At 63.4% G+C, this 22802-nt stretch carries 24 protein-coding genes; 7 read left to right on the forward strand and 17 right to left on the reverse strand.

What is annotated here, in order from left to right:
• Positions 1–4 precede the first annotated feature (4 nt).
• From MCUHO_RS10315 to MCUHO_RS10355, 9 genes are all read right to left on the reverse strand, one after another.
• Positions 5–4075 carry a PAS domain S-box protein gene (locus tag MCUHO_RS10315; RefSeq protein WP_235808242.1) on the reverse strand — a complete coding sequence of 1357 codons (4071 nt, stop codon included), beginning with the start codon at positions 4073–4075 and terminating at the stop codon, positions 5–7.
• A 203-nt stretch (positions 4076–4278) separates the two neighbouring features.
• Complete coding sequence (locus tag MCUHO_RS10320) at positions 4279–4899, reverse strand: flavodoxin family protein (protein ID WP_067077915.1); 621 nt, start codon at positions 4897–4899, stop codon at positions 4279–4281.
• On the reverse strand, positions 4896–5507 hold the full coding sequence (locus MCUHO_RS10325) for a flavodoxin family protein (RefSeq protein WP_067077918.1): 612 nt from the start codon (positions 5505–5507) through the stop codon (positions 4896–4898). The genes MCUHO_RS10320 and MCUHO_RS10325 overlap by 4 nt, the downstream gene beginning before the upstream one ends.
• Before the next feature lie 48 nt (positions 5508–5555).
• Positions 5556–7049 carry a BCCT family transporter gene (locus MCUHO_RS10330; protein ID WP_067077921.1) on the reverse strand — a complete coding sequence of 498 codons (1494 nt, stop codon included), beginning with the start codon at positions 7047–7049 and terminating at the stop codon, positions 5556–5558.
• Complete coding sequence (locus MCUHO_RS10335; RefSeq protein WP_067077924.1) at positions 7039–7869, reverse strand: universal stress protein; 831 nt, start codon at positions 7867–7869, stop codon at positions 7039–7041. The genes MCUHO_RS10330 and MCUHO_RS10335 overlap by 11 nt, the downstream gene beginning before the upstream one ends.
• Positions 7870–8046: 177 nt before the next feature.
• Positions 8047–8691 carry a peroxiredoxin gene (locus tag MCUHO_RS10340; RefSeq protein ID WP_067077926.1) on the reverse strand — a complete coding sequence of 215 codons (645 nt, stop codon included), beginning with the start codon at positions 8689–8691 and terminating at the stop codon, positions 8047–8049.
• A 3-nt stretch (positions 8692–8694) separates the two neighbouring features.
• Positions 8695–9045 (reverse strand): carboxymuconolactone decarboxylase family protein, encoded by a 351-nt coding sequence (locus MCUHO_RS10345; RefSeq protein ID WP_011843019.1) that lies wholly within the window; start codon positions 9043–9045, stop codon positions 8695–8697.
• A 5-nt stretch (positions 9046–9050) separates the two neighbouring features.
• Complete coding sequence (locus MCUHO_RS10350) at positions 9051–9176, reverse strand: desulfoferrodoxin FeS4 iron-binding domain-containing protein (protein WP_011843020.1); 126 nt, start codon at positions 9174–9176, stop codon at positions 9051–9053.
• A gap of 10 nt (positions 9177–9186) precedes the next feature.
• Positions 9187–9429, reverse strand: coding sequence for a zinc ribbon-containing protein (locus tag MCUHO_RS10355; RefSeq protein WP_067077929.1), 243 nt, complete (start codon positions 9427–9429; stop codon positions 9187–9189).
• A 99-nt stretch (positions 9430–9528) separates the two neighbouring features.
• Between MCUHO_RS10355 and MCUHO_RS10360 the strand changes: the two genes are divergently transcribed.
• Positions 9529–10119 carry a flavodoxin family protein gene (locus MCUHO_RS10360; RefSeq protein ID WP_067077932.1) on the forward strand — a complete coding sequence of 197 codons (591 nt, stop codon included), beginning with the start codon at positions 9529–9531 and terminating at the stop codon, positions 10117–10119.
• Here the strand turns inward: MCUHO_RS10360 and MCUHO_RS10365 are convergent.
• Complete coding sequence (locus MCUHO_RS10365; protein ID WP_235808243.1) at positions 10111–10962, reverse strand: cation diffusion facilitator family transporter; 852 nt, start codon at positions 10960–10962, stop codon at positions 10111–10113. The genes MCUHO_RS10360 and MCUHO_RS10365 overlap by 9 nt on opposite strands.
• A gap of 101 nt (positions 10963–11063) precedes the next feature.
• On the opposite strand from MCUHO_RS10365, the gene MCUHO_RS10370 reads away from it, so the two are divergent.
• Positions 11064–11564: a rubrerythrin family protein gene (locus tag MCUHO_RS10370; RefSeq protein ID WP_067077938.1), complete on the forward strand. Its 501-nt coding sequence runs from the start codon at positions 11064–11066 to the stop codon at positions 11562–11564.
• A 90-nt stretch (positions 11565–11654) separates the two neighbouring features.
• Positions 11655–12839, forward strand: coding sequence for an FAD-dependent oxidoreductase (locus MCUHO_RS10375; RefSeq protein WP_067077941.1), 1185 nt, complete (start codon positions 11655–11657; stop codon positions 12837–12839).
• On the opposite strand, the gene MCUHO_RS10380 is transcribed toward MCUHO_RS10375, so the two are convergent.
• Positions 12799–13149 (reverse strand): hypothetical protein, encoded by a 351-nt coding sequence (locus MCUHO_RS10380; RefSeq protein WP_067077944.1) that lies wholly within the window; start codon positions 13147–13149, stop codon positions 12799–12801. The genes MCUHO_RS10375 and MCUHO_RS10380 overlap by 41 nt on opposite strands.
• 102 nt (positions 13150–13251) lie before the next feature.
• A complete protein-coding gene (locus MCUHO_RS10385) occupies positions 13252–14637 on the reverse strand; it encodes an ATP-binding protein (protein WP_201786426.1) in 1386 nt (461 codons plus the stop codon).
• A gap of 141 nt (positions 14638–14778) precedes the next feature.
• On the opposite strand from MCUHO_RS10385, the gene MCUHO_RS10390 reads away from it, so the two are divergent.
• The 4 genes from MCUHO_RS10390 (at position 14779) to MCUHO_RS12910 (ending at position 18109) form a co-directional block, all read left to right on the forward strand.
• Entirely contained in the window at positions 14779–15381 is a 603-nt protein-coding gene (locus MCUHO_RS10390) for a CDP-alcohol phosphatidyltransferase family protein (protein WP_067077950.1), read from the forward strand.
• Between the two features lie 134 nt (positions 15382–15515).
• Positions 15516–16829 (forward strand): lysine 2,3-aminomutase, encoded by a 1314-nt coding sequence (kamA, locus tag MCUHO_RS10395; RefSeq protein WP_067077953.1) that lies wholly within the window; start codon positions 15516–15518, stop codon positions 16827–16829.
• The gene (gene ablB, locus MCUHO_RS10400) at positions 16819–17658 is read left to right on the forward strand and encodes a putative beta-lysine N-acetyltransferase (protein WP_067077956.1); all 840 of its coding nucleotides are present in this window, start codon (positions 16819–16821) and stop codon (positions 17656–17658) included. Before kamA ends, ablB begins: the two co-directional genes overlap by 11 nt.
• 226 nt (positions 17659–17884) lie before the next feature.
• Positions 17885–18109, forward strand: a complete 225-nt coding sequence (locus tag MCUHO_RS12910; RefSeq protein ID WP_201786427.1) for a nucleotidyltransferase family protein — start codon at positions 17885–17887, stop codon at positions 18107–18109.
• Positions 18110–18199: 90 nt separating this feature from the next.
• On the opposite strand, the gene MCUHO_RS10410 is transcribed toward MCUHO_RS12910, so the two are convergent.
• The 5 genes from MCUHO_RS10410 to tfrA form a co-directional block, all read right to left on the reverse strand.
• Positions 18200–18430 carry a hypothetical protein gene (locus tag MCUHO_RS10410; protein ID WP_067077959.1) on the reverse strand — a complete coding sequence of 77 codons (231 nt, stop codon included), beginning with the start codon at positions 18428–18430 and terminating at the stop codon, positions 18200–18202.
• Between the two features lie 95 nt (positions 18431–18525).
• Positions 18526–19011 (reverse strand): HEPN domain-containing protein, encoded by a 486-nt coding sequence (locus tag MCUHO_RS10415; RefSeq protein ID WP_067077962.1) that lies wholly within the window; start codon positions 19009–19011, stop codon positions 18526–18528.
• Complete coding sequence (locus tag MCUHO_RS10420; protein ID WP_235808244.1) at positions 18986–19519, reverse strand: nucleotidyltransferase domain-containing protein; 534 nt, start codon at positions 19517–19519, stop codon at positions 18986–18988. Before MCUHO_RS10420 ends, MCUHO_RS10415 begins: the two co-directional genes overlap by 26 nt.
• 169 nt (positions 19520–19688) lie before the next feature.
• The gene (tfrB, locus tag MCUHO_RS10425; protein ID WP_067077968.1) at positions 19689–21152 is read right to left on the reverse strand and encodes a fumarate reductase (CoM/CoB) subunit TfrB; all 1464 of its coding nucleotides are present in this window, start codon (positions 21150–21152) and stop codon (positions 19689–19691) included.
• A complete protein-coding gene (gene tfrA, locus MCUHO_RS10430; RefSeq protein ID WP_067077971.1) occupies positions 21149–22780 on the reverse strand; it encodes a fumarate reductase (CoM/CoB) subunit TfrA in 1632 nt (543 codons plus the stop codon). The genes tfrB and tfrA overlap by 4 nt, the downstream gene beginning before the upstream one ends.
• Between the last annotated feature and the right edge of the window lie 22 nt (positions 22781–22802).

A 22802-nucleotide genomic window follows, 5' to 3' on the forward strand; every position in this document is an offset into this window, starting at 1 on the left:
TTTTTCAGGCCTTCTTCAGGGTGAACCGGAACGCCGCGCCGCACTCCGGACGGCCCGGTACCCGGTCGTCGACCCGGACACGGCCGCCGTAGCGCGATACAAGCATCCGGGTGATATAGAGCCCAAGGCCCTGGCCGCTTTTGTGGCTCCGGCTCTGCCCGAACCGCATGAATATGGCATCTTTCATCGCATCAGGAATCCCCGGCCCGGTATCCTCGACAGAGACCACGACCTCGCCGTCGTTCTCCTCCAACCGGATGGTGACCTCGACCTCCGGCCCCCCGAACTTGATGCTGTTCCCGATGAGGTTCGTGAAGACCTCGGGAAGGAGCGCGTCGGCCATGACCACAAGATTCGTGCCGCCGTAACGGATCCGGCTCCCGGAGAAGATCGCGATCTCGTCCCGGATAACCCCGTCGAGGTCGACCGGGGCGAGCACGGCCGATTCCTTGTGGATACGGCGGATCGTCGAGACGTTCCGCAGGATCTCGATGCTTTTGCGGATACTGCCCTGGAGTTTCTGTGCGTAGGCTCTTGTCTCCCCTTCGAGCATATCGACGAGGAGATCGGTGTAGAGGCCCGAGACGTTCTCGGCGTTCCTGATGTCGTGGCTGAGGATGTCGAGGTAGAGGTTTGCCTCCCGTTCGGCCCTCTCAAGCTGCCGGATCAGTATGGTGCGCTCGACGGAGGTGCCGATCTCTCTCCCGATGGCCGTAAGAAGAGACCGGTCGGCGTCGGTGAACTGGTTGCCGCTCTTTGCAGCCACGTTCAGGGCGCCGATCACTCTCCCGTGCGCCGTGATCGGGATGCTTGCGCAGGGATGCCGTGTCTCGTCGCTCTCTCCCGGGTAGCGGAGGTTCGGGTAGTCGTCGGGGAAGAGAGTCTCTCCTGCAACCAGCACCGTTGCGTAGGGCCTGGCGGTGATATCCGGGATGTGCGGGTGTCCGGGGAACCCCTCCGGGAGGCCCTGCACGCAGACGAGCCGCGCACTCTGCCTCCCCGGCTCGATCAGGTAAATGCCGCCGCCGGCGAGATCGAGGAGGGTGAGCACCGCCGCGAGCACCTTCTCCAGCACCTCATCGAGATCCGTTGCGGACGCCGATACCCCGATGATCCGGTTTAAGACCGAGAGCTCGCGGTTATGGGCCTGGATCTCGGCCTCGGCCCGTTTCTGGCTGGTTATGTCGGTGAGCGAAGCCGTGATGCAGAGGGGGACTCCGTCGCTGCCCCTGACCAGGCTCGCGGAGAAGACGATATAAAACGTCGTGTTGTCCCGCCTTCTTCCGATCCGCTCGCCCGTGTACCTGCCGGTGCGGACGACTTTCTCAAACGCATTCCGGCCCTCCTCCTCGTTCTGCCAGAACTCCGTGACCCGTTTCCCGATCACCTCGGTCGGGGAGTCGTAGCCCCACATGGTGAGAAACGCCTGGTTGACGTAGGTCAGGTGGCCGTCGAGGTCGGCGACGGTGAACGCGCTCGGCGACGACGCTATCGCCATATCCCGGATCCGGAGTTCCTGCTCGGCCAGCTTGCGTTCGGTGATGTCGATCCCCGAACCCATCGTGCAGATCCGTCTGCCCGCTTCATCGGTGACGACGGTGAGGGAGAGCTGCATGGGGAAGGTCGAGCCGTCTTTTCGTCGTGATTTCACCTCGCCCGACCAGGCGCCGTCCCGGACGAGTTCCTCCCTGATCAGGTCCATCTCCCCCGGATCCCCCCAGAGCACCGAGACGTGCTGCCCGATGATCTCCTCCTCCTCCCACCCGTGTATGGCAAGGGAGGCGCGGTTGGCGTAGATGATCCTTCCGTCGTAGTCGGAGAGAGAGATGCCCTCGAGCGCCGACGCTATCGCCATATCCTTGATCCAGAGTTCGAGTTCGGCCTGCCGCTGCCGGGTCACGTCGCGGAGGGAGTAGAGCGTCCCGGTAACCCGCCCGAAATCGTCGTGTAAGGTGCTGAGCGTCTCGTCGACGAATATGGCCTCGCCGCCCCTCTTGTAGTGGCTGACGACGCCGTTCCAGGTCCCTGACGACCGGAGAGCGCTCTTCGCCGCCTCTTCGTCGTCCGGCCGGAGCCACTCGACGGTGAAGAGTTCCGAGGCCGGCCGGCCGAGCGCCTCGCTGGAGGGAACGTCGTAAAGCCGCTCCGCTGCCGGGTTCATGTAGGTGATCCGTCCATCCGTGTCGGCCGCGATCACGGCATCCTCCACCTGCGAGAGCACCTGCGCCTGGAACCTGAGCTGCTCTTCCGTCTGTTTCCGTTCGGTGACGTCGCGGCTGATCCCGAGCAGGCCCCGGACGGTGCCGTCGCTTCCCGGCATCGGGATGAGGCGCGTCTCGAACCACACCTCCCCGGCCTCACCGGGGATCTGCCCCTCCGCGGTGAAGATCTCCCCCGGAGACTCCGCTACGGCCCGGAGCACCGGAAGCCACCCTTGAACGAGATCGGGCGGAAACAGTTCCCCGATGTTCTTTCCCTGCAGGTTCTCCGGGTCTGCGCCGACCAGGCGACCGCCGGCACCGTTCACGAAGAGGATATTCCCTTCCGTGCCTACGAGGAAGATGACGTCCGGTGCGAACTCCGTAAGCGTCCGGTAGCGCTCCTCGCTCTCCCGGAGCGCCTCTGCCATGCGTGTCTCCTTGCTGATATCGACGGCGGTGGCCATGATGCAGATCGGGTTTCCGGCATCGTCCTTGAGGATGGTTGCGGTTATGTGAGCGGTAAATTCCGTCCCGCCGGCCTTTCTTCCGACGAGTTTCCCGGTACACCTGCCGCGCTCCGCAAACGTCGCAAGAACCCTCTCGACCTTGGCCGGTTCCACCCAGAACTCCGTGAGGTGCCGGCCGATAACCTCCCCGGGGTCGGTCAGCCCGCCCAGTGCGAGCAGTGATGGGTTGACGTGCGTGATGTAGCCGTCGAGGTCGGCGATGGCGATCGCGGCAAACGACGACTCAAGTGAGACCTTCCCGATCAGGAGTTCTCGCTCCGCCTCCTTCCTCTTCGTGATATTGGAATGCGTCCCTGCGATCCGGAGCGGCGTCCCGCGGGCATCGCGTTCGACCACCCGGAGCCGGTCGAGCACGTAGACCCACTCTCCCGATGCGGACCTCATCCGGAACTCCATCTCGCAACGGTCGCGCTTTCCGGCGGCCATTTCGGTGAGGGCCGCCTCGACACCGTCGCGGTCGTCCGGGTGGACGAGTGCGAGGATGGCGGGGATCGTGGGCACGAACGCTCCTGGTTCGTAGCCGAGCATCGTGAAACTCCGGGTGCTGTAGTAGACCGTGCCGGCGCCGACATCCCAGTCGACCAGTCCGTCGTCTACCGCCGAGAGTGCCAGGTTCAGCCGTTCTTCGCTCCCCTGGAGCCCCTGATCCGCCCGGTTCCGCTCGGTCACATCGAGGAGCGACATCACCGAGCGGGCGGTTCCCGGGATCAGGCCGATGGTGGCCTCGACGATATGCGTGTTGCCGGAACAGTCAATAAACGTGAAGGAGTAGTTCTTCGGCGCGGCCAGAGGGTCTCTTCGCCGGAGGGCGTGGTACTCCTTCAGCCGCCGGCGTTCGTCTTCGGATACGACAAAATCGCTCGGCCGCTTTATCCCGATGATCTCGGTGCGCGGGTATCCGGAGAGCCGCTCGAACTCCGCGTTCGCGAGCGTTATGATGCCGTTCTCCTCGATGAGGATCGTCGCCGTCCCGGTATACTCGACGATCGCTTCGTAATCCCCGGGTTCCGGGGTTTCCCGGAGCCGGAGCACCCAGCCTCTCCCGGACGGCGTTCTCCACCCCGAGCAGTGGTATCCCCGTTCTCCTCCGCCCGGACTCCTGAACCGGCACTCGAACTCCAGAGTCCCGTTTCCGGGTGCCGCAAGCACTCTATCGGCGAGATCGCTCACCGACCCCGTCTGTCCGGGTTCGCCCTTGTGCAGGCCGAGCATCCGGCGGGAGGCCGTGTTCGCCCAGATTATGCGGGCATCCTCATCGAGCACCAGGACAGCGTCTTCCATACCGTCCAGTACCCGGTAGTCAGGCTGCGCGCCGTGCAGGCGCTCCGGAGGCTCGGCGGGGGTCACGCTCGGTTTCTCCTGCTGCCCAAGGATGCATCTTGCGGGCTGATATGGAATATGGAGATCCTCAAAACGTATTAATCTGTTCCGGTTTCAGGGTGGCGAGAAAAGTTATTGATTCGTGCGGCCGTGGCGGAGCGGGGTATCGTGCCCGGGATTGGTGCCGGGGAAACATTCTTTGCCCGGCAGCCGCACGGGGAAAACAGGAGTCAGGCCTCTGCGTTCGCCGGGTCTTGCAGGCCGGCAAGAAGGTTGACCACGTCACGCCCTTTCTCCCGTGCCTCCGTGAGGGCTGTCGGATGCCCTGCGATCCCCCCGTAGCGATCGAGATCGTTTGCAATGACGTTGTCCCAGTACTCGAACCCGGTGGTGTTGAAGAAGGCGGTGATCGCCGGGAACGCCGCGTCGAAGACGTTCTCCCACCCGAGCCCCGCGGTCGAGACGAATATCCCTTTGTGGCGAAGAACGTGGTCGGGTGCGTAGTAGAGGTTCTTCAGGATGAACTTGCGCGCCCAGAGGTACTGCGCGCGGTCGATCAGCCCCTTCGTCTCCGCCGTGATCCCCATCGAGTAGATGGGTGAGGCGAGGACCTGGACATCGGCATCGCCGATCTTTGTAAAGACCTCCGTGAGATCGTCTTTGATGACGCAGACTCCCGTCTTATGGCAGGCGTTGCACCCCCGGCACGAGGCGTACTCGAGCGACCGCAGAACGATCTTCTCGACCTCTGCCCCCGCCTTGCGGGCGCCCTCGAGCACGGCGTCGAGCAGCGTCTCGGTGTTCCCGTGCCGCCGGGGGCTCCCGGAGATGCCGAGGACTTTTATGATCATCCCGCCCCGACCTCCCGCAGGTGCGCGACGGCTTCCCGTGCCAGGCTCTCCGCGTCGGCCTTCGCGGTCGGATGGCGCTCAATCGCGCCCTTCTCGTCGACGCCGTTCACCATCAGGTACCTGATGTCGTTGTTTTTGATATCGACGACGTGAAAGAGGCACTTCACCGACGGGATTGCCGCATCGAAGACGTTGTCCCAGTTCTGCCCGGCGGTCGAGAGGAAGATGCCCATACGTTTTCCTTTCCGCTCCGGCGGGACGACCGGGAGGTGGAGGACGTACTTCCGGGAGCGGAAGACCTGCGCCCGGTCGACCAGCGCCTTCGCCTGCGCGGCAAGCCCCATGCAGTAGATGGGGGACGCGAGGATGATGCAGTCGGCCGCGATGATCCGGTCGTGGACGTAGTCCATGTAGTCGTGCTGGACGCACCGGTTGAGCGTCTCGCAGATGTTGCACCCGCGGCAGGGCCGGATGTCGGCCTCGGCGACGACGATCTTCTCGACCGCGGCCCCTTCGGCCTCCATCGCCGCGAGCACCCAGTCGAGGAGGGTCTCGGAGTTGCCGTGACGGCGGGGCGAGGCCGCAAACGCGAGGACGTCTATGGTCATATATGATGTGTTGTCCCGGCGAAGGCAAAAAACGTGCCGGGATTTGTTTCACTGCACCTTCTCCTGCGACAGCCCGATCGCGAGCGTGTAGCAGAGGCCGATCATCACGAGCATGAACGGGAACGCCGCGGTGATCGCCATCACCTGGAGGGCGTCAAGCCCCCCGGTGAGGAGGAGGACGATCGCGACGGCGGAGAGGGAGAGTCCCCAGACGACCTTCTTGTAGTTCGGGACGACCAGGCCCCCGCCCGATGTGAGCGAGCCGAGGACGACCGTCGCGGAGTCCGCCGAGGTGATGAAGAAGACGATCAGGAGAAGTATCGCGGCGAGCGAGAGGATTCCTGCGAACGGGTAGTGCTCGAGGAACGCGAAGAGGGCGAGTGAGACGTCCTCTCCCGCGACGGCGGCGATGCCCGCTCCCTCTTCGAGTTCGAGGTGCAGCGCCGATCCCCCGAAGATCGTGAACCAGACGAAGGTGAAGAGGGTAGGAACCGTGAGGACGGTCAGGACGAACTCCCGGATCGTCCGTCCCCGGGATATCCGGGCGATGAAGAGCCCCACGAACGGCGACCACGAGATCCACCATGCCCAGTAAAAGACCGTCCAGTCCCTGCTCCACTCGAACCCTGCGAACGGGTAGGACTGGAGGCTCAGGTCGATGATGTTGTTGATGTAGCCGCCGAGGGTGGAGGCGAAGACGTTGAGGACATAAGGCGGCGATCCGAGGGCAAGGACGGCGAAGAGGAGCACCGTCGCGAGGACGATGTTGAACTTCGAGAGGACCTGGACGCCTTTCTCCACCCCGAGGATCGCGGACGCCATAAAGAGCGCCGTCGCGATGAGGATGATCCCGATGGTGACGGAGATCGCGGACGAGAGCCCGTAGAGGTGGGTGAGCCCGCTGTGGATCTGGAGGGCGCCGAACCCGAGCGACGTCGCGGTCCCGAAGACCGTCGCGAAGACCGCGAGCACGTCCACCGTCTTCCCGGCGGCGCCGTAGATCCGCTCGCCGAGGACAGGGTAGAAGCAGGAGCTGATCAGGGCCGGCATCCCGCGCCGGAACGAGAAATACGCAATAGAAAGGCTGACGATGGTGTAGATTGCCCACGGGTGGATCCCCCAGTGGAAGAACGCGTAGCGCATGGCGAACGAGGCGGCGTCGGGGGATGCGGCGTCGATGAAGGGGGGCGGCTGGAGGAAGTGGACGAGCGGTTCGGAGACCCCCCAGAAGAGGAGCCCGATCCCCATCCCGGCGGCAAAGAGCATCGCGATCCAGCCGAAGAAGCTGTACTGCGGGCGTTCTGCGTCATAGCCGAGTTTGATCGTTCCGTATCGCGAGAGCGCGACTGTGAGCGCGAAAGCGAGGAAGAAGAAGACCGATATAAGGTAGAGCCAGCTGAAGTTGTCGAGGATCGCGGCGTGGACCGCGGATGAGACCGAATCAAGGAGGTCGGGCCGCGCGATCCCGAACCCGATGAAGAAGAGGATTACCCCGGCGGAGAGGAGGAAGACCGCCTCCCTCCTGAGGTACTCACGAAGCATTGCGGCTCCCCTGTTGCGGCACGAGGAAGATCGATGCGCTCGACCCGGTCACGATCCGCTCCGCCGTGTACCCCATCGGGGCGGAGAGAAACGCCGGGCTCTTTCTCCCGAGGACGACGACGTCGGCCTCGATCCGGTCGGAGACGTGGAGCACCTGCGCGGCGGGGTCCCCGATCCGCTGCTCGGCGGTGACGCGCTCGAAGTACGGGCGGAGTTCTTCCGCCACCGCGTTCAGTTGCTCATCAACGGCCTCACGCCGCACCCGCTCCGCCAGCGGATCGGCCATCCTCCCCCTGACGTGGAGGACGTGGCACCAGGCTCCCCGGAACTCCATCACGTAGGGGAGCGGGCGGGCGGACGTCTCGTCGAGGTCGGTCGCGTAGAGGACGGCAAGGTCGCTATGGCCGGGCTCCGCCCCGTCGTCGGGCAGGCGGGGCCGGACTTTGTGGACGAATACGGGAACGTCGGCAAGCCGGAGGAGATCCCGCGAGACGCTCCCGAGGAGCATCGTCTCGATGTGCCACCGCCGCTTCGCCTTCATGTAGATGCCGTCGACACCCTCGAGGAGCGCCGTCTCCGCGATTGCCGAGGCGATGTGGCCTTCCCCGGTCTTCACCTCCACGACGAGCCCCGTCTCTTCGAGCGCCTCCGCGAGAAGCGTGAGCCACGAGAGGTCGGCTCCCCGGAAGAACGATCCGGGTTCGTTCACATGGTAGAGGCAGACCGAGCTCGCCCCGAGGCTCTTGAGGATCGTTCCGGCCTTCCTCAGTTCTTCGGGCCTCTCTCCGTAGGCAACCGGAATCAACGTCTTCTCAAACATCCCCTGAACACCTCAAGAACGCCGGGTGCCGCCCGGCAAATCCTGAATACTCGTAACTTCGGGGTTTCGGCACCATTAATGCACCGAAGTCGATCCCGGGTCTGTCCGGAGGCGTCGGATCTCCTGCGTATCATAGCGTCGGGGGATCGGCCGCGACCGTTCGGGAAAAAGATAATTTTAGAGGTTCTTGAAGCAGAGGTACCAGTCTTTGCACTCGTAGCCTTCCTGCATCCGCTTCTCGATCTCTTCGGGGGTCTTCGGCGCCGGGACGATGACCTTCTCACCGGGCTCCCAGTTCGCCGGCGTCGCGACGCCGTGCTTGTCGGATGTCTGGAGGGCCTTCGTGAGCCGGAGAATCTCGGGCATCGATCGGCCGTTGGACATCGGGTAGTAGAGCATGGCCCGCATGACGCCCTTGTCGTCGATGAAGAAGACCGTCCTGATCGTGGAGGTGGTGCTCTGGCCGGGGTGGAGCATCCCGTAGCGTTTGGCGACCTTCATATCGAGGTCGGCGATGATGGGGAACGGGATCTCGACGCCCATCTTCTCCTTGATGTTCCTGACCCACGCAAGGTGCGAGTGGACGCTGTCGATCGAGAGGCCGACGAGCTGGACGTTCAGTTCCTTGAGTTCGTCGGCGATCGCGGCGAAGGCCATGAACTCCGTGGTGCAGACCGGCGTGAAGTCGGCCGGGTGGGAGAAGAGGATGACCCACTTCCCCTTGAGATCCGAGAGTTTCAGGCGTCCGTGGGTTGTCAGCACGTCGAATTCCGGCGCTTTCTCGCCGATAACCGGCATCTGAAGCAGTTCTTCGGGTTCCATGATTCACTTCCTCGGGCGGTTGCCCAGGTACTCCTCGAGGGCGGTCTTGCCGTGGACGTAGGCCGGCATCCCCGCGAGCAGGAACGCGACCCTGAGCCCTTCCTCGATCTCCTCCTTCGATACGCCGATGCTCCCGGCACCGGCCATCTGCGCCCGGACGGCGTGCCCGTCCCGGAGCGCGGCCGCAATCGCGATCGCGATGACCTTCTTCGTCTGCTTCGAGAGAGCGCCGTCGGCCCAGATCATCTGGTCGAGCCCCATCACGCTCGCGTAGAGGTCGGGGTCGGTCTCTTTGAGTTCCTTGAAGATTACGGGAATTTTGCCGATCTTCTCTTCGAGTCTCTTCTCTTCCATACCGATCACTCCTCGAGCACCATCGCCTCGCCGCAGCAGACCAGTTCGCCGCCGCCGGCTTCCAGCACCTGGACAACGTTTCCGCAGATCTCGCAGTGGTAGACCTGCCCTTTTGCCGATACGTTCACCATTCTTCTCACCTCAACGGTTCTCCGGTTTCTTTCTCTCGGGAGGATTCAGGACGTCTTCGGGCGTCTTGATGTCCGGCCTGATGTGCGTCATCGGGAGGCAGTTGTACATCTCGCAGGCGCAGGTCGGGCATTTGACGAGATCTTCATCGCTGCTGTCGATCCGGACCTCCCGTCCACAGTCGATGCAGATGAACCGGCCCGGGCCCGGCTTCTCACCGGCTTTCGCTGTCTTGTTGGTCTCTGGTTCGGCCATAGAAATTCACCAGAGCGGTAATTGCCTCACAAGATATTTAGCCGTTCCCCTCCGGGCATACCCGTATCCTATTAATAGAGTCATGCGCAACCCAGCACCATGCAAAAGAAGGTTGTCGCGCTGCTCGGGAGCCCCGTTCTCGATGGGAACACCGCCCGTCTCCTCGACGAGGCTATCAGGGGTGCAGAGGAGGCCGGGTGCGAGGTCGAGAAGTTCGAGGTCGCACACATGGACGTTCTGCCCTGCATGGAGTTCTTCCAGTGCATGGAAAGCGATACCTGTCTTATCCAGGACGAGATGGAGGAGATCTTTAAGAAGTTCCGGGAACTGGACGGCCTGATCATCGCCACCCCGGTGATGACGATGGGCATCCCCGGACGGCTCAAATCGTTCATGGACAGGTTCCAGGTCTTTTACATGGCAAAATACCACCGGGGGCGCTCGTTCATCACTCCCGAGAGGCGGAAGAAGCGAAAGATGCTCTTCATCTCGATCGCCGGGATGAACATCCCGAACGTATTTCTCGGCGTGAAGATGACCGCCCGGGCGTTCGGGGAGATCATCGACTGCCCTTACTGGGACGAGGTGCTCCAAAATGACATGGACACGATCCGGGACATCCGGACGCGGCCGGAGGTGGTGGAGGCGGCCCACAAGAAGGGCTACGAACTCGGGCAGCTTCTAGGCTGAGTCGTCGGGCTCGATGTGGACGACGACATCGGCGAGCCCCGGCACCGCTTCCTTGAGCCGGCGTTCCACCTCGTCGGAGATATCGTGCGCCCGGGCGACCGGGAGTGCCGGATCGACGGTGATGTGGATGTCGGCAAGGATCTCGTCCGGTTTTCCCCGGCACCGGAAGTCGTGGTACCCGGTCACCCCCGGAGTATCCATCACCACCGCTTCGATGAGCGCCGGGTCGCAGGGGAGTTTCATCGTGTCGGTGAGAACCCGGGCGGCGTCGTAGAGGACCCCGACCCCCATCCTCGCGATGAGGAGACCGATGGCGAACGCGATGACCGGGTCGGCCTCTGGGAACCCGAGCCCGACGGCGAGAAATCCCGCGAGGACGGCTAAGGAGACGAAGACGTCGCTTTTTGTGTGCTGGGAGTCGGCGACCAGGATCTGGCTCCGGTACTCCTCGCCTTTTCGGCGTTCGTAGGTGGAGACGGCGAGATTGATGAGGACAGTTCCGACCATGACCCCGACGGTGACCGCGGTGATCTCGGGGGCGACGGCTTCGACGAGCCGCTGATAGCCCTCGTAGAGGATCCCGCCGGCGGTCAGGAGGAGCATCACCCCGATCGCCAGGGTGCCGAGTGTCTCGATCTTGCCGTGACCGTAGGGGTGTTCGGGGTCGGGAGGTTTCGCGGCGAAGTGGAGGGCGACTATGCCGACGACGTTCGAGAGGGAGTCGAACCCCGAATGGAACGCGTCCGCCACCATGCTCACCGACCCGGCAAGGAGGCCGAAGACCACTTTGGCGAGTGCGACGAAGAGGTTCAGGGCAAGGACGATGAGAAAGATCCGGCGCACCCGTTTGCCATGCATCCGCCCGGGGTAGGTGCTCCGGCGACATAGGGTTTCCGGAGATAAAGGTGAAAGATTTAATACGAGCGTCCTGCAATGATCCATCCATGCCGACAGATGAGAACGCTCAGAATGCGTACGCCGGGGAGTCCCAGGCGAACAGAAAGTACTCGGTCTTTGCAGAGAAGGCAGCCGCCGAGGGGTATCCCGCGGTGGCAAAACTCTTCCGTGCGGCAAGCGAAGCGGAAGCCGTCCACGCGAAACGTCTCCTCTTCATCCTGAACGCCGTCGGGAGCACCGAGGAGAACCTGAAAAGCGCGATGGAGGGCGAGAACTACGAGTTCATGGAGATGTATCCCGCGTTCGTCGCCGAAGCGAAGGAGGAGCGCAAGAACGAGGCCTCGATCGTCTTCACCCACGCGATGAAGGCGGAAGAGGTGCACGCGAACCTCTACCTCCAGGCGCTCGAGGCCGTCCGGGATGGAAAAGACCTCGACGCAGAGAAGGTCTTCCTCTGCCCGGTCTGCGGCAACGTCGAGATCGGCGCGGCGCCGGAGAAGTGCCCGATATGCGGGGTTCCGGCACGGATGTTCCGCGAAATTCAATAATTTCCCTTCTTTTCAGTTTGGTGCCGTCATCTATGGCGTTCTTCCGCGCATCCCTCTATGTTAAATACTCTTCCCGAGATATCCACCTTCATGGCAGGCGTTAAGGTCTACACGACGGAGAACTGCCCCTACTGCCGGATGGTTCAGGCGTTCCTCCGGAAACAGGATGTCGAATACGAGATCGTCGACGTCGGGAAAGATCGCGAGGCGGCCCGGGAGATGATCGAGATCTCGGGGCAGCGGGGGGTGCCGGTCACGGTCTTTGGCGACGAGGTGGTCGTCGGGTTCGATGCAAAGAGGCTCCGGGAGCTCTTCGGGACGCCGGCGGAGGAGATCGTCTACGACGCGGTCATCGTGGGCGCTGGTCCGGCAGGGCTGACGGCAGCGGTCTACTGTGCCCGGAAGCTCATGAAGACCGTCGTCATAGCGGAGAACATCGGCGGCCAGGCGGCCTGGAGCTGGGCTATCGAGAACTACATGGGGTTCTCGACGATCTCGGGCGAGGAACTGATCCGGAAGTTCGAGGAGCAGGTCAGAGGGTTCCATGTCCATCTTGAGCTCGATAGCGTCGGGGAGGTTCGCAAAGAGGACGAGACGCTCCTTGTCCGGACAGCCTCGGGAACGGTCTACCGTTCCCGGACGCTCATCCTGGCTCCGGGCAAAGAGCCCCGGCGGCTTGGGATTCCCGGTGAGGATCGGCTGATGGGGAAGGGTGTCTCGATCTGCGCCGTCTGCGACGCCCCGCTCTACCGCGACAAACCGGTGGCCGTCGTCGGCGGCGGAAACGCGGCGCTCCAGACCGCGATCGAGATGACGGAGTTCGCGAGTTCGGTGACCCTGATCGCCCGGAGGGATCTCCGGTGCGACGAGGTCTACATCGACCGGGCAGAGAAGGCGGGGGTGCAGACCTTCTCCCACCATGAGGTGACGGCGCTCCACGGGGACGCGGGCCTGACCGGGATCACGGTCCGCGACCGCGAGACCGGCGAGGAGACGGATCTCGGCGTGGAGGGACTCTTCCTCGCGATCGGGCTTGCGCCGAATACCGGCTTCCTCAAGGGTCTCGTGGCGCTGAACGAGCAGGGCGAGATCATCATCGACGAGAACGGCCATACAAGCGTTCCCGGGGTCTTCGCGGCCGGGGACGCGACCTGCGTCAAGGCCAAGCAGATCATCGTCGCTGCCGGCGACGGGGCGAAGGCGGCGCTCGAGGCGCACGAGTACTTCGAGGAACTCACGGGCGAACCGACCGAGAAGCGGGCGGTCTGCACGTGAGGCGAGCCCATAGCCGGATCCCTTCGTCCGGCGCCTGGAGGACGAAGGGGTTGGCGCTCAGAACCCGTTCGGCGAACGTCTCGTCGGTGTAGCAGAGCGGTTCGACCGGGAGATCGGTGAGATCGAGGGTGGTCGCCGCCCGTTTATGATGCCGCTCGCGGAAGTCTCCGCGGGCGAACGAGCCGTAGAGGATGACGGCACTCAGCCGCCGGCGCGACCTGGTTTCGTGGGCGGGATCCCGGATCTGCTTCTTCACCCGGGGAGCGATCGCCGCGCGGCACTGCAGATCGCGTCCGCATGCTCGATGCATTCTTCGGCATCCTCCCTGTCATAGTATTCCGACGGTGTCAGGTGAACGTCCCTCTCTGGAGATCCCGGAAATGGCGCTCCCCCTCACGGCATCAAATCTCCTTCAGATCCCCCCGAGCCCGAGGTCGTCGAGATCCATGACGTAGAACCCCCTGGCCCTGAGCACCTCCTTGCTCTCGACGGTGCGGGCGGCGATACCGGTGGCCAAGGGCCTTGCGAGACCCTTCACGAGCGGCAATTTCTCCTCCAGGGCGGCGAGGATGCCGTGTGCCTCGGCGAGGGAGAGGTTGCGGTTCTTGATCTCGACGGCGAGGCTTCCTTCCGGGCCGAGGGCGAGGAGGTCGATCTCGTCCCCCCGGCGGTTCCACCAGGAGCCGATCTCTTCGTACCGCTCCGCGAGGTCACGGGCGAGAAGGGTCCGGATCATCTCTTCGAAGGCCCGGCCGGAGAACCCCCTCCACTCCCGGAGGATCCGGTCTTTCAGGAGGTCGAAGCGGCCGCTCTCGTAGAGGCTCATGTTCCGGTATATGTAAATAGCGTAAAACCGGAAGAAGTTGTCCGCAAAAGCGTATCTGCCCATCTTCGAGCGTTTCCCTCTTTCGGTGACCGGAACCCGGTACTCGATGACCCCGAGAAGGTCGACAAGGTCACGCAGGTACGGGGGGAGCGAGGTCGAGGGAAGGCGGACAACGTCGGCGATCTCCTTCTGGGATCTCTTCCCTTCAGCAATGGCGGCGAGGATCTCGTAGTAGGTCGCATGCTCCCGCCCGAACTCTTCGACCACGACATCGCTCATCTCCCGGCGGAGTGGGGCGAGGTCGTCGAGGACAAGCCGGTCGAGGGCGGTCTCGAGGTCGGTGCACCCGTACTTCTCGATGAACGTGTAGTAGTAGATCGTCCCGCCGAAGAGAAGGTAAAGGTCGAGACGTTCTGCAGGGTTCCGCACCCCAAGGTCTTCGAGGATGGCGAGGCATTCTTCTGGTTTGAACGGGCGGAGCGTCAGGATGTTGTCGGCACGCCGGAAGAGGGGAGCGTTTCCTTCGAGGAAGATCTCGCGGATCATTCCGACCGACGAGCCGGAGATGATGACGAAGAGGTGCGAGTCCCGCCCCTTCAGATCCCAGAACCGTTGCATCTGGGAGATGAACGAGGGATGAACCTTCAGGAAACGCTGAAACTCGTCGAAGACGACGATCAGAGGTTTGTCGTAGGAGAAGAGGAACTCAAGGAACGTCTCCGGGGTGTCGGTCTTGATGTAGCCGGGGAGGTTGAGCGCCTCTGCCGTCAGCCCCCCGAACTCCTCCATGAGAGCTTCGATGCTCTTGTTCCCATCGACGTAGAAGTAGAGGGCCGGTTTTCCCTTGCAGAACTCCTTGATGAGCTCGGTCTTGCCGACCCTTCGCCTGCCGGTGACGACGAGGAAGGAGGGAGTCCGGGCGTAGAGGTGCTCCATCAACTGGAGTTCCCGCTCCCTGCCGTAGAACCTCATAATGATTATAGATATAATAATTATAGGTATAATCATTGTGGTGCCGCCCCGGAGAGACACCCTTATCTCCCGGGAGGAACGATCCCCTGCCATGGCAGGGTCGGAGGCGGTCGCGGATCAGTTCTTCGGGGTGACGGGCCGGTGATCGAGGAGCACCTCCGGGCGGGGACGAGCGGTGCGCTCATGCGAATCGCGGCCCTCATCGCCCGGACTGGGGCGACCCCGAACACCCTCACCCTGCTCGGGTTTCTCGGGATGGGGGCTGCCGGGTTCCTCTGCGCCGCCGGATCGTTCTTCTTCGCCGGCCTCGTCGTCGCCGCATCCTGTGTCTTCGACGCCCTCGACGGGGCGCTCGCCCGGGTGACCGGCGCGGCTTCACTCTATGGCGCGTTCTTCGACTCGTTCCTGGACCGCTACGCCGAGGCTGCGGTCTACGGGGGGCTCGTCGTCTACTACACGGGGGCGGGAACGCCCTGGGGCGTCGAGGCCGCTTTTTTCGCCGCTATCGGTTCGCTGATGGTCAGTTACGCCCGGGCCCGGGCCGAGGGGCTCGGGGTCGAGTGCCGGACCGGGCTCTTTGCCCGGCCGGAGCGGATCGCGGTCATCATCATCGGGCTGGTGACGGGGCTCGTCCTCCCGGCGCTCGTCGTCCTCGCGGTCGCGACGAACATTACTGCGGTGCGAAGGCTCCTCGCTGTCCGGGGAGTTACGCTTTCTGTGTCACGGCCGCCTCGGTCACCGTGATCTCTTCGTTCCTGCCGCCGCTCCGCCCGACGATCCCGATTTTTAGGGCACATTTTTGATTTCTGCGCATTTTTCGGGGAGATCGATCCCGTTATATATGATTGGCGGTACAGTGTGACCCGGAGGAACTGCAAATGGCCATTTTATCAACCAACCAGCAGGAGATAGCAGAAAGGATCGATGCAGGTGCCGCCGCGGAAGTCTGGCGGGACTGGAAGTGGCAGGTCCGGCACGCGATCACTGGGATCTCCACGTTTGAGCGGCTGCTCGGCGTATCGTTCGGAGAGGACGAGCGGCGGGAGCTGGAAGAGACCGCAAGCAGGTTCCCCCTGAGGATAACGCCGTACTACCTCTCGCTCATTGATCCAAAGGATCTCTGGAACGACCCGATCTTCATGCAATGCTTCCCGTCGCCGGCGGAGCTGCAGGTCGAGCCCGACGACATGGAGGACCCGCTTGCCGAGGACGCCGACCACCCGGCTCCCTGCATCACCCACCGCTACCCCGACCGGGTGCTCTTTTTGGTCAGCAACGTCTGCGCCATGTACTGCCGGCACTGCACCCGGAAGCGGAAGGTCGGGGACGTCGACTCCATCCCCTCAGAGGCCGAGGTGATCGAGAGCCTCGACTACATCCGGGAGAACCCCCAGATCCGGGACGTCCTCCTCTCCGGGGGCGATCCGTTCATGCTTCCCGACGACCGCCTCGACTGGATCCTGACCGAACTCGACGACATCGAGCACGTCGAGGTGGTCCGGATCGGCACCCGGGTTCCGGTCGTCCTCCCCTACCGCGTCACGGATGAACTCTGCGCGATGCTCGCCCGGCACCACCCGCTCTGGGTGAACACCCACTTCAACCACCCGGCGGAGATCACGACATCCTCGCAGAAGGCGCTCGCACGGCTTGCCGATGCCGGCATACCGCTCGGCAACCAGACCGTCCTCCTGGCGGGGGTGAACGACTGCCCCCGGATCATGAGGACCCTGGTGCAGAAACTCGTCAGGAACCGGGTCCGCCCCTACTACCTCTACCAGTGCGACCTCTCCGAGGGGCTCACCCATTTCCGCACCCCGGTCTCCAAGGGGATCGAGATCATCGAGAGCCTCATCGGGCATACCAGCGGGTTTGCCGTCCCGACCTACGTCATCGACGCTCCCGGCGGCGGCGGGAAGATCCCGGTAATGCCCCAGTACCTCATCTCCTGGGCCACGAACCGGGTGGTGCTCCGGAACTTCGAGGGAGTGATCACCACCTACCGCGAGCCCGATTCCTACGAGCCGGTCTGGTGCGACCGCAAGTGCGCGACCTGCGGGCAGTACCTCAGGCTCGAGGGCGCGGACGAGTCCAAAGCGGTCGGGATCGTCAAACTCCTCTCGGACGAGGATCCGACGACAGCACTCGTCCCGGAGCACACCGAGCGGTTCGAGCGGAGAAATGAGTCCTGATACCGTCACGACGATCGGCGGCACCCTCGTCCAGCACGGACGGTTGAGCGACCGGATCTACGTGATGCACCTCTCGCCCGCCGACCTTCCTGGAATTCTCGACGACCTCGATGCGCTCGCACAGAGAGAGCGCTACACGAAGATATTTGTAAAAGTGCCGGCCTCCGCCCTCCCGCTCTTCATCGCCCGGGGCTACATCGTCGAGGCGCGGGTTCCCCGGTTCTTCCGGGGCAGGGAGGACGGGTATTTCGCGGCGAAGTTCTTCGATGCGGATCGCAGGCAGGAGTCGGCCGATGTCGCCGCGGTCATCGCGGCCGTCCGCGAGAAGGCCGGCGATGCCCGCCCCGCCGGCCTCCCGCCGGGCTGGAAGTATGCGCCCGGGTCAGAGGACGACGCCGACGACCTGGCCGCGCTCTACGGCGAGGTCTTTGCGACCTACCCGTTTCCCATCGCCGATCCCGGCTACCTGCGGGAGACGATGGCCGGGGACTACCGCTACTTCACCGTCCGCACCGCCGACGGCCGGCTTGCCGCGGCCTCCTCGGCGGAGATCTACCGCGAGGACGAGAACGTCGAGATGACCGATTTCGCCGTGCACCCGGATTTCCGGGGCCAAAACCTCTCGGGCTTCCTCCTCTCCCGGATGGAGGGGGAGATGCGGGCGGCCGGGATGAAGATCGCCTTCACCATCGCCCGGGCGCTCTCCTACCCGATCAACGCCACGTTCGCCCGGGCGGGGTATGCGTGGGGCGGGACGCTCGTCAACAACACCAACATCTGCGGCGGGTTCGAGAGCATGAACGTCTGGTATCGGCCACTCGTGAGGTGAGGAGAAGGTCCGCCGCCGGTGTAAGGATGGGTGTCGTGCCGGCTTTTGGGGCGCACGCTCGTCTGCCGGTGTGATATGGAGAATGGACATCGGGTTACGTCGGTCGGGGTGTCGCGGCAGAGATGCTGCGTCAATCCCGGTTGATGTATACTCCAATGCGGTCCCTAAGTTCTGTCCGGTTGGCTGGATCTCGGTGCAGTCCTGTACCTGGAGGAGATCTATCACGTTGGATCCATCCGGCATCTTCGGCTCGTGCCGGCGCGGCGAGGAGCACGAGGGAAGCGATGTGGACATCCTGGTCGAGTTCTCCGAGGTGCCGGGGATCTTCGGGTTCCTCAGGCTCGAGCGGTACCTCTCCGAGATCCTCGGAAGGAAGGTGGACCTGGTTGAAAAGAGCGCACTCAAACCCCGTATCGGCCACCGTATCTTGAACGAGGTTCTCTACGTATGACGGCTCCGAGAAGCGCCCTGAGTGGACACATTTTGTTCCACATGGAACATTTTTGAACCAATACCTGGAAACGGCCCTGTCTGCCTTGCCTTACCCATCGCCATGCACCGGTTCGGGGCGGTGCCGCCGGGCCTGATGCATCCGGAGGTAATCGGATCGGGAAAGAGCGAAGTTTCCGGCATTTTGAAAGAACGCATCGATCAGGTCGGCCTGTTCGCGGCTCCAGACCTCGTTTGGAACCTCCCTGACCCGGAGGGCATGCCTCCGAACAAAGACCGGCCGCTCCTGCCGGTTCTTCTCGCGATCAAACCCCAATTCCATACGGCTCCCCCCTGACCTGCAGGCACTCCATGAACGATCGCAGGAGATCGCCATCCAGCATCTCCCGGAACACACCCGGGGCATCCTTGACACTGTCACTCGTCCGGCCCTTCTAAGAGCCGCACTGCTTTTTCCCTGAGGCGTGAGATGTCCCCCTGGTGCAGGCGCTCCATGGAATCGAGCAAGTCTGCACAGAACGTCTCAGCCTCCTCTATCGAGTCACGGACATCCTCTGCCGTGATCGCGAAGTCCACATAGTACTGCTTATCGATTCGCTCTCTTTTGGCGGCGACAATCCGGGAATTGTCAATTCCATACAGGTTCTCAAGGAGGATCGTTGCGCCGGAGTGGTTTTCGCATTTTATACCGGTCTTGAAGAGTAGGGCAAGCACCATGTAGTACATGCTGTAGTATGCCATCGATACCGTCTCTTCAAGCCGCCCGTTCTCGAGCAGGATCTTTGCCGAGACGAGAAAACTCTCTGACTTCTTACGGTATGCCTCCTGGATCTGAGTGCTTGGCTCAACGAGCCGGATCTTCCCTTCATCGTAGAGTTTACTCAAAAACCCCTGTTTTTTCATAATACCGTTCGACTCCCTTCACGATGATGTGATTCTTTGCGATCTCCCGAATCAACAGATTTTCCGGATCCCAGGCTCCGATCTTCACGCTGAGCCTCGAGTGGCAACGCTCCAGTTCTCGTTTCACCTCTCTATCATCTGTCTCGATATAGAGATCGATGTCGCTCTTCTCATCCGCAGTTCCTTTCGCATAACTGCCGAAGATTATGGCAAGCGGGATATCCCGTCTCTCCTGGATCGTCCTGATGACTGATCGTAGATGAGGGGCCTTTTCAATCAGGTTTCCGAGCGCGTACCACTCCACTACATAGACGTGCACCCGCGCTTCAAGAGTTTTCTTCAGGAAATAGGTTCTATTTTTCCCCTCTATCCTGAAGTCTACGACGTTCCCGTCTAATAAGTCCTTAAGTCTCCGCAACACGGTGGTGTGTGAAACGTTCAGATCTTTTGCAAGTTTGCGGGGGTGCGAGTCGCCCCTGAGCAGGAGAGCAACGATCTTGATGGACACATTTTGTTCCACATGGAACATATTTGAACCAATCGGTAAAAAGGTTGTGGCTGTTCCTGGCTAAACACCGGAACGGCGGATCGCGCCTGCCTTGTCGACTCACGTGAAGACCTGCCGGTGACGGGGTTGTGTGAAGCGTTTCCGGCTGTAAAAAAGCGTTACCGGGGGTTCACGCAGAGCCTTCCCGCTCCGCGTCCTTCTTCCGGTAGCCTTCGAGCAGGATCGTCGTCAGGTTCTTGACGGGCACGTCCGTGCAGTCCGCGATGTGGAACTCGCAGAACGGGCAGACCGTCACCACGACGTCCGCGCCGGTCGCCTTCACGCACTCGTCGCGCTTCGCCCCGAGGGCACTGGCCTCCTCAGGCACCCCCGACCGGACGCCGCCGCCGGCACCGCAGCACTGCGTCGGCATCTCCACAAACTCCCGGACGGCCCCGCGGAGGAGCGTCCGCGGCTGCTCGCTGATCCCCTGGCCGCGGAGGAGGTGGCAGGGGTCATGGTAGGTCGCCCGGATATCGAGCTTCGCCGGGGGCTCGATCCCGTACTCGGTGAGGATCTCCGTGACGTCTTTGACCGTAAACGGCGTCTCGTAATCGTTCTTCAGCGTCGCCCCGCACCCGGCGCAGATCGTCATCACGGTTGTGATCCCACGGCTGGCGAAGGCCTCGATGTTCTTCTTCTTAAGATCCTCTACATACGACGTCTGCCCCGTCCGGATCAGCGGCGAACCGCAGCAGACCTGGTCGTGGGGGACGATCACCCGGATGCCGTTGCGCTTCATCACTTCCATCGCGTCGAGCGCCGTCTGCGGCACCCGGCCGTTGAACATGCACCCGACGAAGAACCCCACCTCGCCGCGGACGGGGCCGTCGGGCTCGATCACCTCCGGCACCTGCTCGAGGAATGTGGCTTTCGTCCGCTCGACGCTCCGGCCGGTCTCCTGCACCAGCCGTGCCACCTCCTGGTGGCGGGGGAGGGTCAGCCCGCGGCGGTTCGCGATCTCACGGAGTTTCTCGATCGCTTTGCCCGGGATCTCGATCTCTTTCGGGCAGACCTCCGTGCAGCGCTTGCAGGTCGTGCAGTAGAAGAGCCCCTTCTCGATCGCGTCGGTGATCCTGTCCCCCGAGTCGCGGGGATCGAGGGCGAGGCGCATCTCCTGCCGGAGCACCGTCGGGCCGGCGAACTCCGTCACCTGGAGCGCCGGGCAGGCCGATACGCAGCAGAAGCACTCGATGCAGTCCCGGAGCGGCTTGATCGCCTCGATCTCCTCTTTTGTCGGGAGCCCTGCATCCGGTGCCGGGCATATCCGGGCGATCTTCGCGATCACCGGTTCCAGGTCGACCACCAGGTCTTTTAAGACCGGGAGCGCCAGCGGTTCCACCGTCATCCCGTCGCGGGCCTCCTCCATGCAGGCGAGGACGGGCTTTCCGTCCACCCGGACGGCGCAGCTCCCGCACTGCCCCGACCCGCAGCAGTAGCGGTAGGCAAGGGTCGGATCGTGCCCGTCGCGGACGGCGTGGAGGGCGTGGAGCACCCGGGCCCCCTCGTTGACCCGGACGACGTACTCCTCGACGTGCGGCTCCGTATCCATCGCCGGGTCGAAGCGCGAGACCCGGAGGGCGATCGTCTTCATGCCGTCACCTCCCGCCGCTCGATCCCTTCCCGGGCGAGCGAGACGTAGGTGTGGGAGAACGGCGACGCCGCCGGTTCGGTCACGATCTCCGCGTCCAGCCGGACGTGGGCTCCCCGGTTCTCGGGCCGCAGGAGAGCGCACCGGACGATCAGGGACGCCGTGGTGCACATGTTCCGGACCATACAACATTCAAGCAGGTTCGCGGTCGAGGCGGCGCAGAGCCGCTGGTCGGCGAGCCGGCGGATGTGCGTTAAGGCTGTCCGGAGGTCGGGGGCGTTCCGGAAGATCCCGGTCTGGCTCCACATCGTGAGTTTCAGATCCTTCCTGACGTCTGCGGGGTTAACCGCCCCCTCGAAGAAACCGTCGAGCATCCGGAGTCTCTCGTCGATTGCGGCCTCATCATGCCGGCCGCTCCGTGCGGGCGCCTTCCCGGCGAACTCCCCTGCCCGTTTTCCGAAGACCTGCGTGTCGGCAAGGGCGTTCCCGCCGAGGCGGTTTGCGCCGTGCACCCCGCCGGCAACCTCCCCGCAGGCGAAGAGGCCGGGGATGGTCGTCCGGCACTCCGGGGTGATCCGAACCCCGCCCATGATGTGGTGGGCGGTCGGAGCGACCTCCATCGGCTCCCGCCGGATGTCGACGCCGAACGCGAGGAACTGTTCGAGCATCACCGGAAGCCTGCTCTCGATCGTCTCCGCCGAAAGGTGGGTCACGTCCAGGTAGACCCCGCCCCGGTTCGTTCCCCGGCCTTCCAGCACCTCGGTCGCGATCGCCCGCGCCACCACGTCCCGGGTGGAGAGTTCCATCCGCTCGGGGTCGTAGCGCTCCATGAACCGCTCCCGCCGTGCGTTCAGGAGTATCCCCCCCTCGCCCCGGACGGCCTCCGTCACCAGGCGGCCACGGGCGTCGTAGGGGTAGACGGCACCCGTCGGGTGGAACTGAACCATCTCCATATCGATCAGCTCCGCCCCCGTCCGGTAGGCCATCGCGAACCCGTCCCCGGTTCCGGCGGCGGAGTTCGTGGATATATCGTAGACCTGCGTCCCCCCGCCGGTCGCGAGCACCGTCGCGTCGGAGCGGAAGAGCACGACGTCCCCGTCCCGGTCGAGAGCAATCGCGCCGGCGACCGCACCGTTCTCGTCCTTGATGAGATCGATGACCGAGACCTCCTGGTAGAGGTGCGTATCGGTCGCATCGAGCCGGTCGAGGAGGGTCATGATCATCTCGTGCCCGGTTCTGTCCCCGGCATAGCAGGTTCGGGGAAACCGCTGCCCGCCGAACGGCCGTTGCGCGACCTCCCGGTTCTCCGTGACGTCGAAGACGGCGCCCCACCGGACGAGGTCGGCCATCCGCTCCGGCGCCTCGCGGACCAGCGCGTCCACGAGCGCCGGGTCGTTCAAGTACGCCCCGCCTTTCAGTGTATCCTCGCGGTGGACGTCGATCGAGTCCTGGTTCCGCAACACGGCGTTGTAGCCGCCTTCCGCCATCGTCGTGCACCCGCCTTTGCCGGCGATGGTCTTGGAGACCATGACCACGCCGCCGTACCGGGAGGCCTCGATGGCGGCCCGCACCCCGGCGCCGCCGCTTCCGACAACCAGCACGTGCGCGTCCACAATCTCGTCTACATGCATCTTATTAGTCGGTGCGTTGTAT

The organism is Methanoculleus horonobensis (assembly GCF_001602375.1).
Taxonomy (GTDB): Archaea; Halobacteriota; Methanomicrobia; order Methanomicrobiales; family Methanoculleaceae; genus Methanoculleus; species Methanoculleus horonobensis.

What these genes read in the sequence shown, in the direction of transcription:
- MCUHO_RS10320 (WP_067077915.1), bottom strand. Translation starts at nt 4,899, where the DNA reads ATGATCATAAAAGTCCTCGGCATCTCCGGGAGCCCCCGGCGGCACGGG.
- MCUHO_RS10325 (WP_067077918.1), bottom strand. Translation starts at nt 5,507, where the DNA reads ATGACCATAGACGTCCTCGCGTTTGCGGCCTCGCCCCGCCGTCACGGC.
- MCUHO_RS10330 (WP_067077921.1), bottom strand. Translation starts at nt 7,049, where the DNA reads ATGCTTCGTGAGTACCTCAGGAGGGAGGCGGTCTTCCTCCTCTCCGCC.
- MCUHO_RS10335 (WP_067077924.1), bottom strand. Translation starts at nt 7,869, where the DNA reads ATGTTTGAGAAGACGTTGATTCCGGTTGCCTACGGAGAGAGGCCCGAA.
- MCUHO_RS10340 (WP_067077926.1), bottom strand. Translation starts at nt 8,691, where the DNA reads ATGGAACCCGAAGAACTGCTTCAGATGCCGGTTATCGGCGAGAAAGCG.
- MCUHO_RS10345 (WP_011843019.1), bottom strand. Translation starts at nt 9,045, where the DNA reads ATGGAAGAGAAGAGACTCGAAGAGAAGATCGGCAAAATTCCCGTAATC.
- MCUHO_RS10350 (WP_011843020.1), bottom strand. Translation starts at nt 9,176, where the DNA reads ATGGTGAACGTATCGGCAAAAGGGCAGGTCTACCACTGCGAGATCTGC.
- MCUHO_RS10355 (WP_067077929.1), bottom strand. Translation starts at nt 9,429, where the DNA reads ATGGCCGAACCAGAGACCAACAAGACAGCGAAAGCCGGTGAGAAGCCG.
- MCUHO_RS10360 (WP_067077932.1), top strand. Translation starts at nt 9,529, where the DNA reads ATGCAAAAGAAGGTTGTCGCGCTGCTCGGGAGCCCCGTTCTCGATGGG.
- MCUHO_RS10370 (WP_067077938.1), top strand. Translation starts at nt 11,064, where the DNA reads ATGCCGACAGATGAGAACGCTCAGAATGCGTACGCCGGGGAGTCCCAG.
- MCUHO_RS10375 (WP_067077941.1), top strand. Translation starts at nt 11,655, where the DNA reads ATGGCAGGCGTTAAGGTCTACACGACGGAGAACTGCCCCTACTGCCGG.
- MCUHO_RS10380 (WP_067077944.1), bottom strand. Translation starts at nt 13,149, where the DNA reads ATGCATCGAGCATGCGGACGCGATCTGCAGTGCCGCGCGGCGATCGCT.
- MCUHO_RS10385 (WP_201786426.1), bottom strand. Translation starts at nt 14,637, where the DNA reads ATGAGGTTCTACGGCAGGGAGCGGGAACTCCAGTTGATGGAGCACCTC.
- kamA (WP_067077953.1), top strand. Translation starts at nt 15,516, where the DNA reads ATGGCCATTTTATCAACCAACCAGCAGGAGATAGCAGAAAGGATCGAT.
- ablB (WP_067077956.1), top strand. Translation starts at nt 16,819, where the DNA reads ATGAGTCCTGATACCGTCACGACGATCGGCGGCACCCTCGTCCAGCAC.
- MCUHO_RS10410 (WP_067077959.1), bottom strand. Translation starts at nt 18,430, where the DNA reads ATGGAATTGGGGTTTGATCGCGAGAAGAACCGGCAGGAGCGGCCGGTC.
- MCUHO_RS10415 (WP_067077962.1), bottom strand. Translation starts at nt 19,011, where the DNA reads ATGAAAAAACAGGGGTTTTTGAGTAAACTCTACGATGAAGGGAAGATC.
- tfrB (WP_067077968.1), bottom strand. Translation starts at nt 21,152, where the DNA reads ATGAAGACGATCGCCCTCCGGGTCTCGCGCTTCGACCCGGCGATGGAT.
- tfrA (WP_067077971.1), bottom strand. Translation starts at nt 22,780, where the DNA reads ATGCATGTAGACGAGATTGTGGACGCGCACGTGCTGGTTGTCGGAAGC.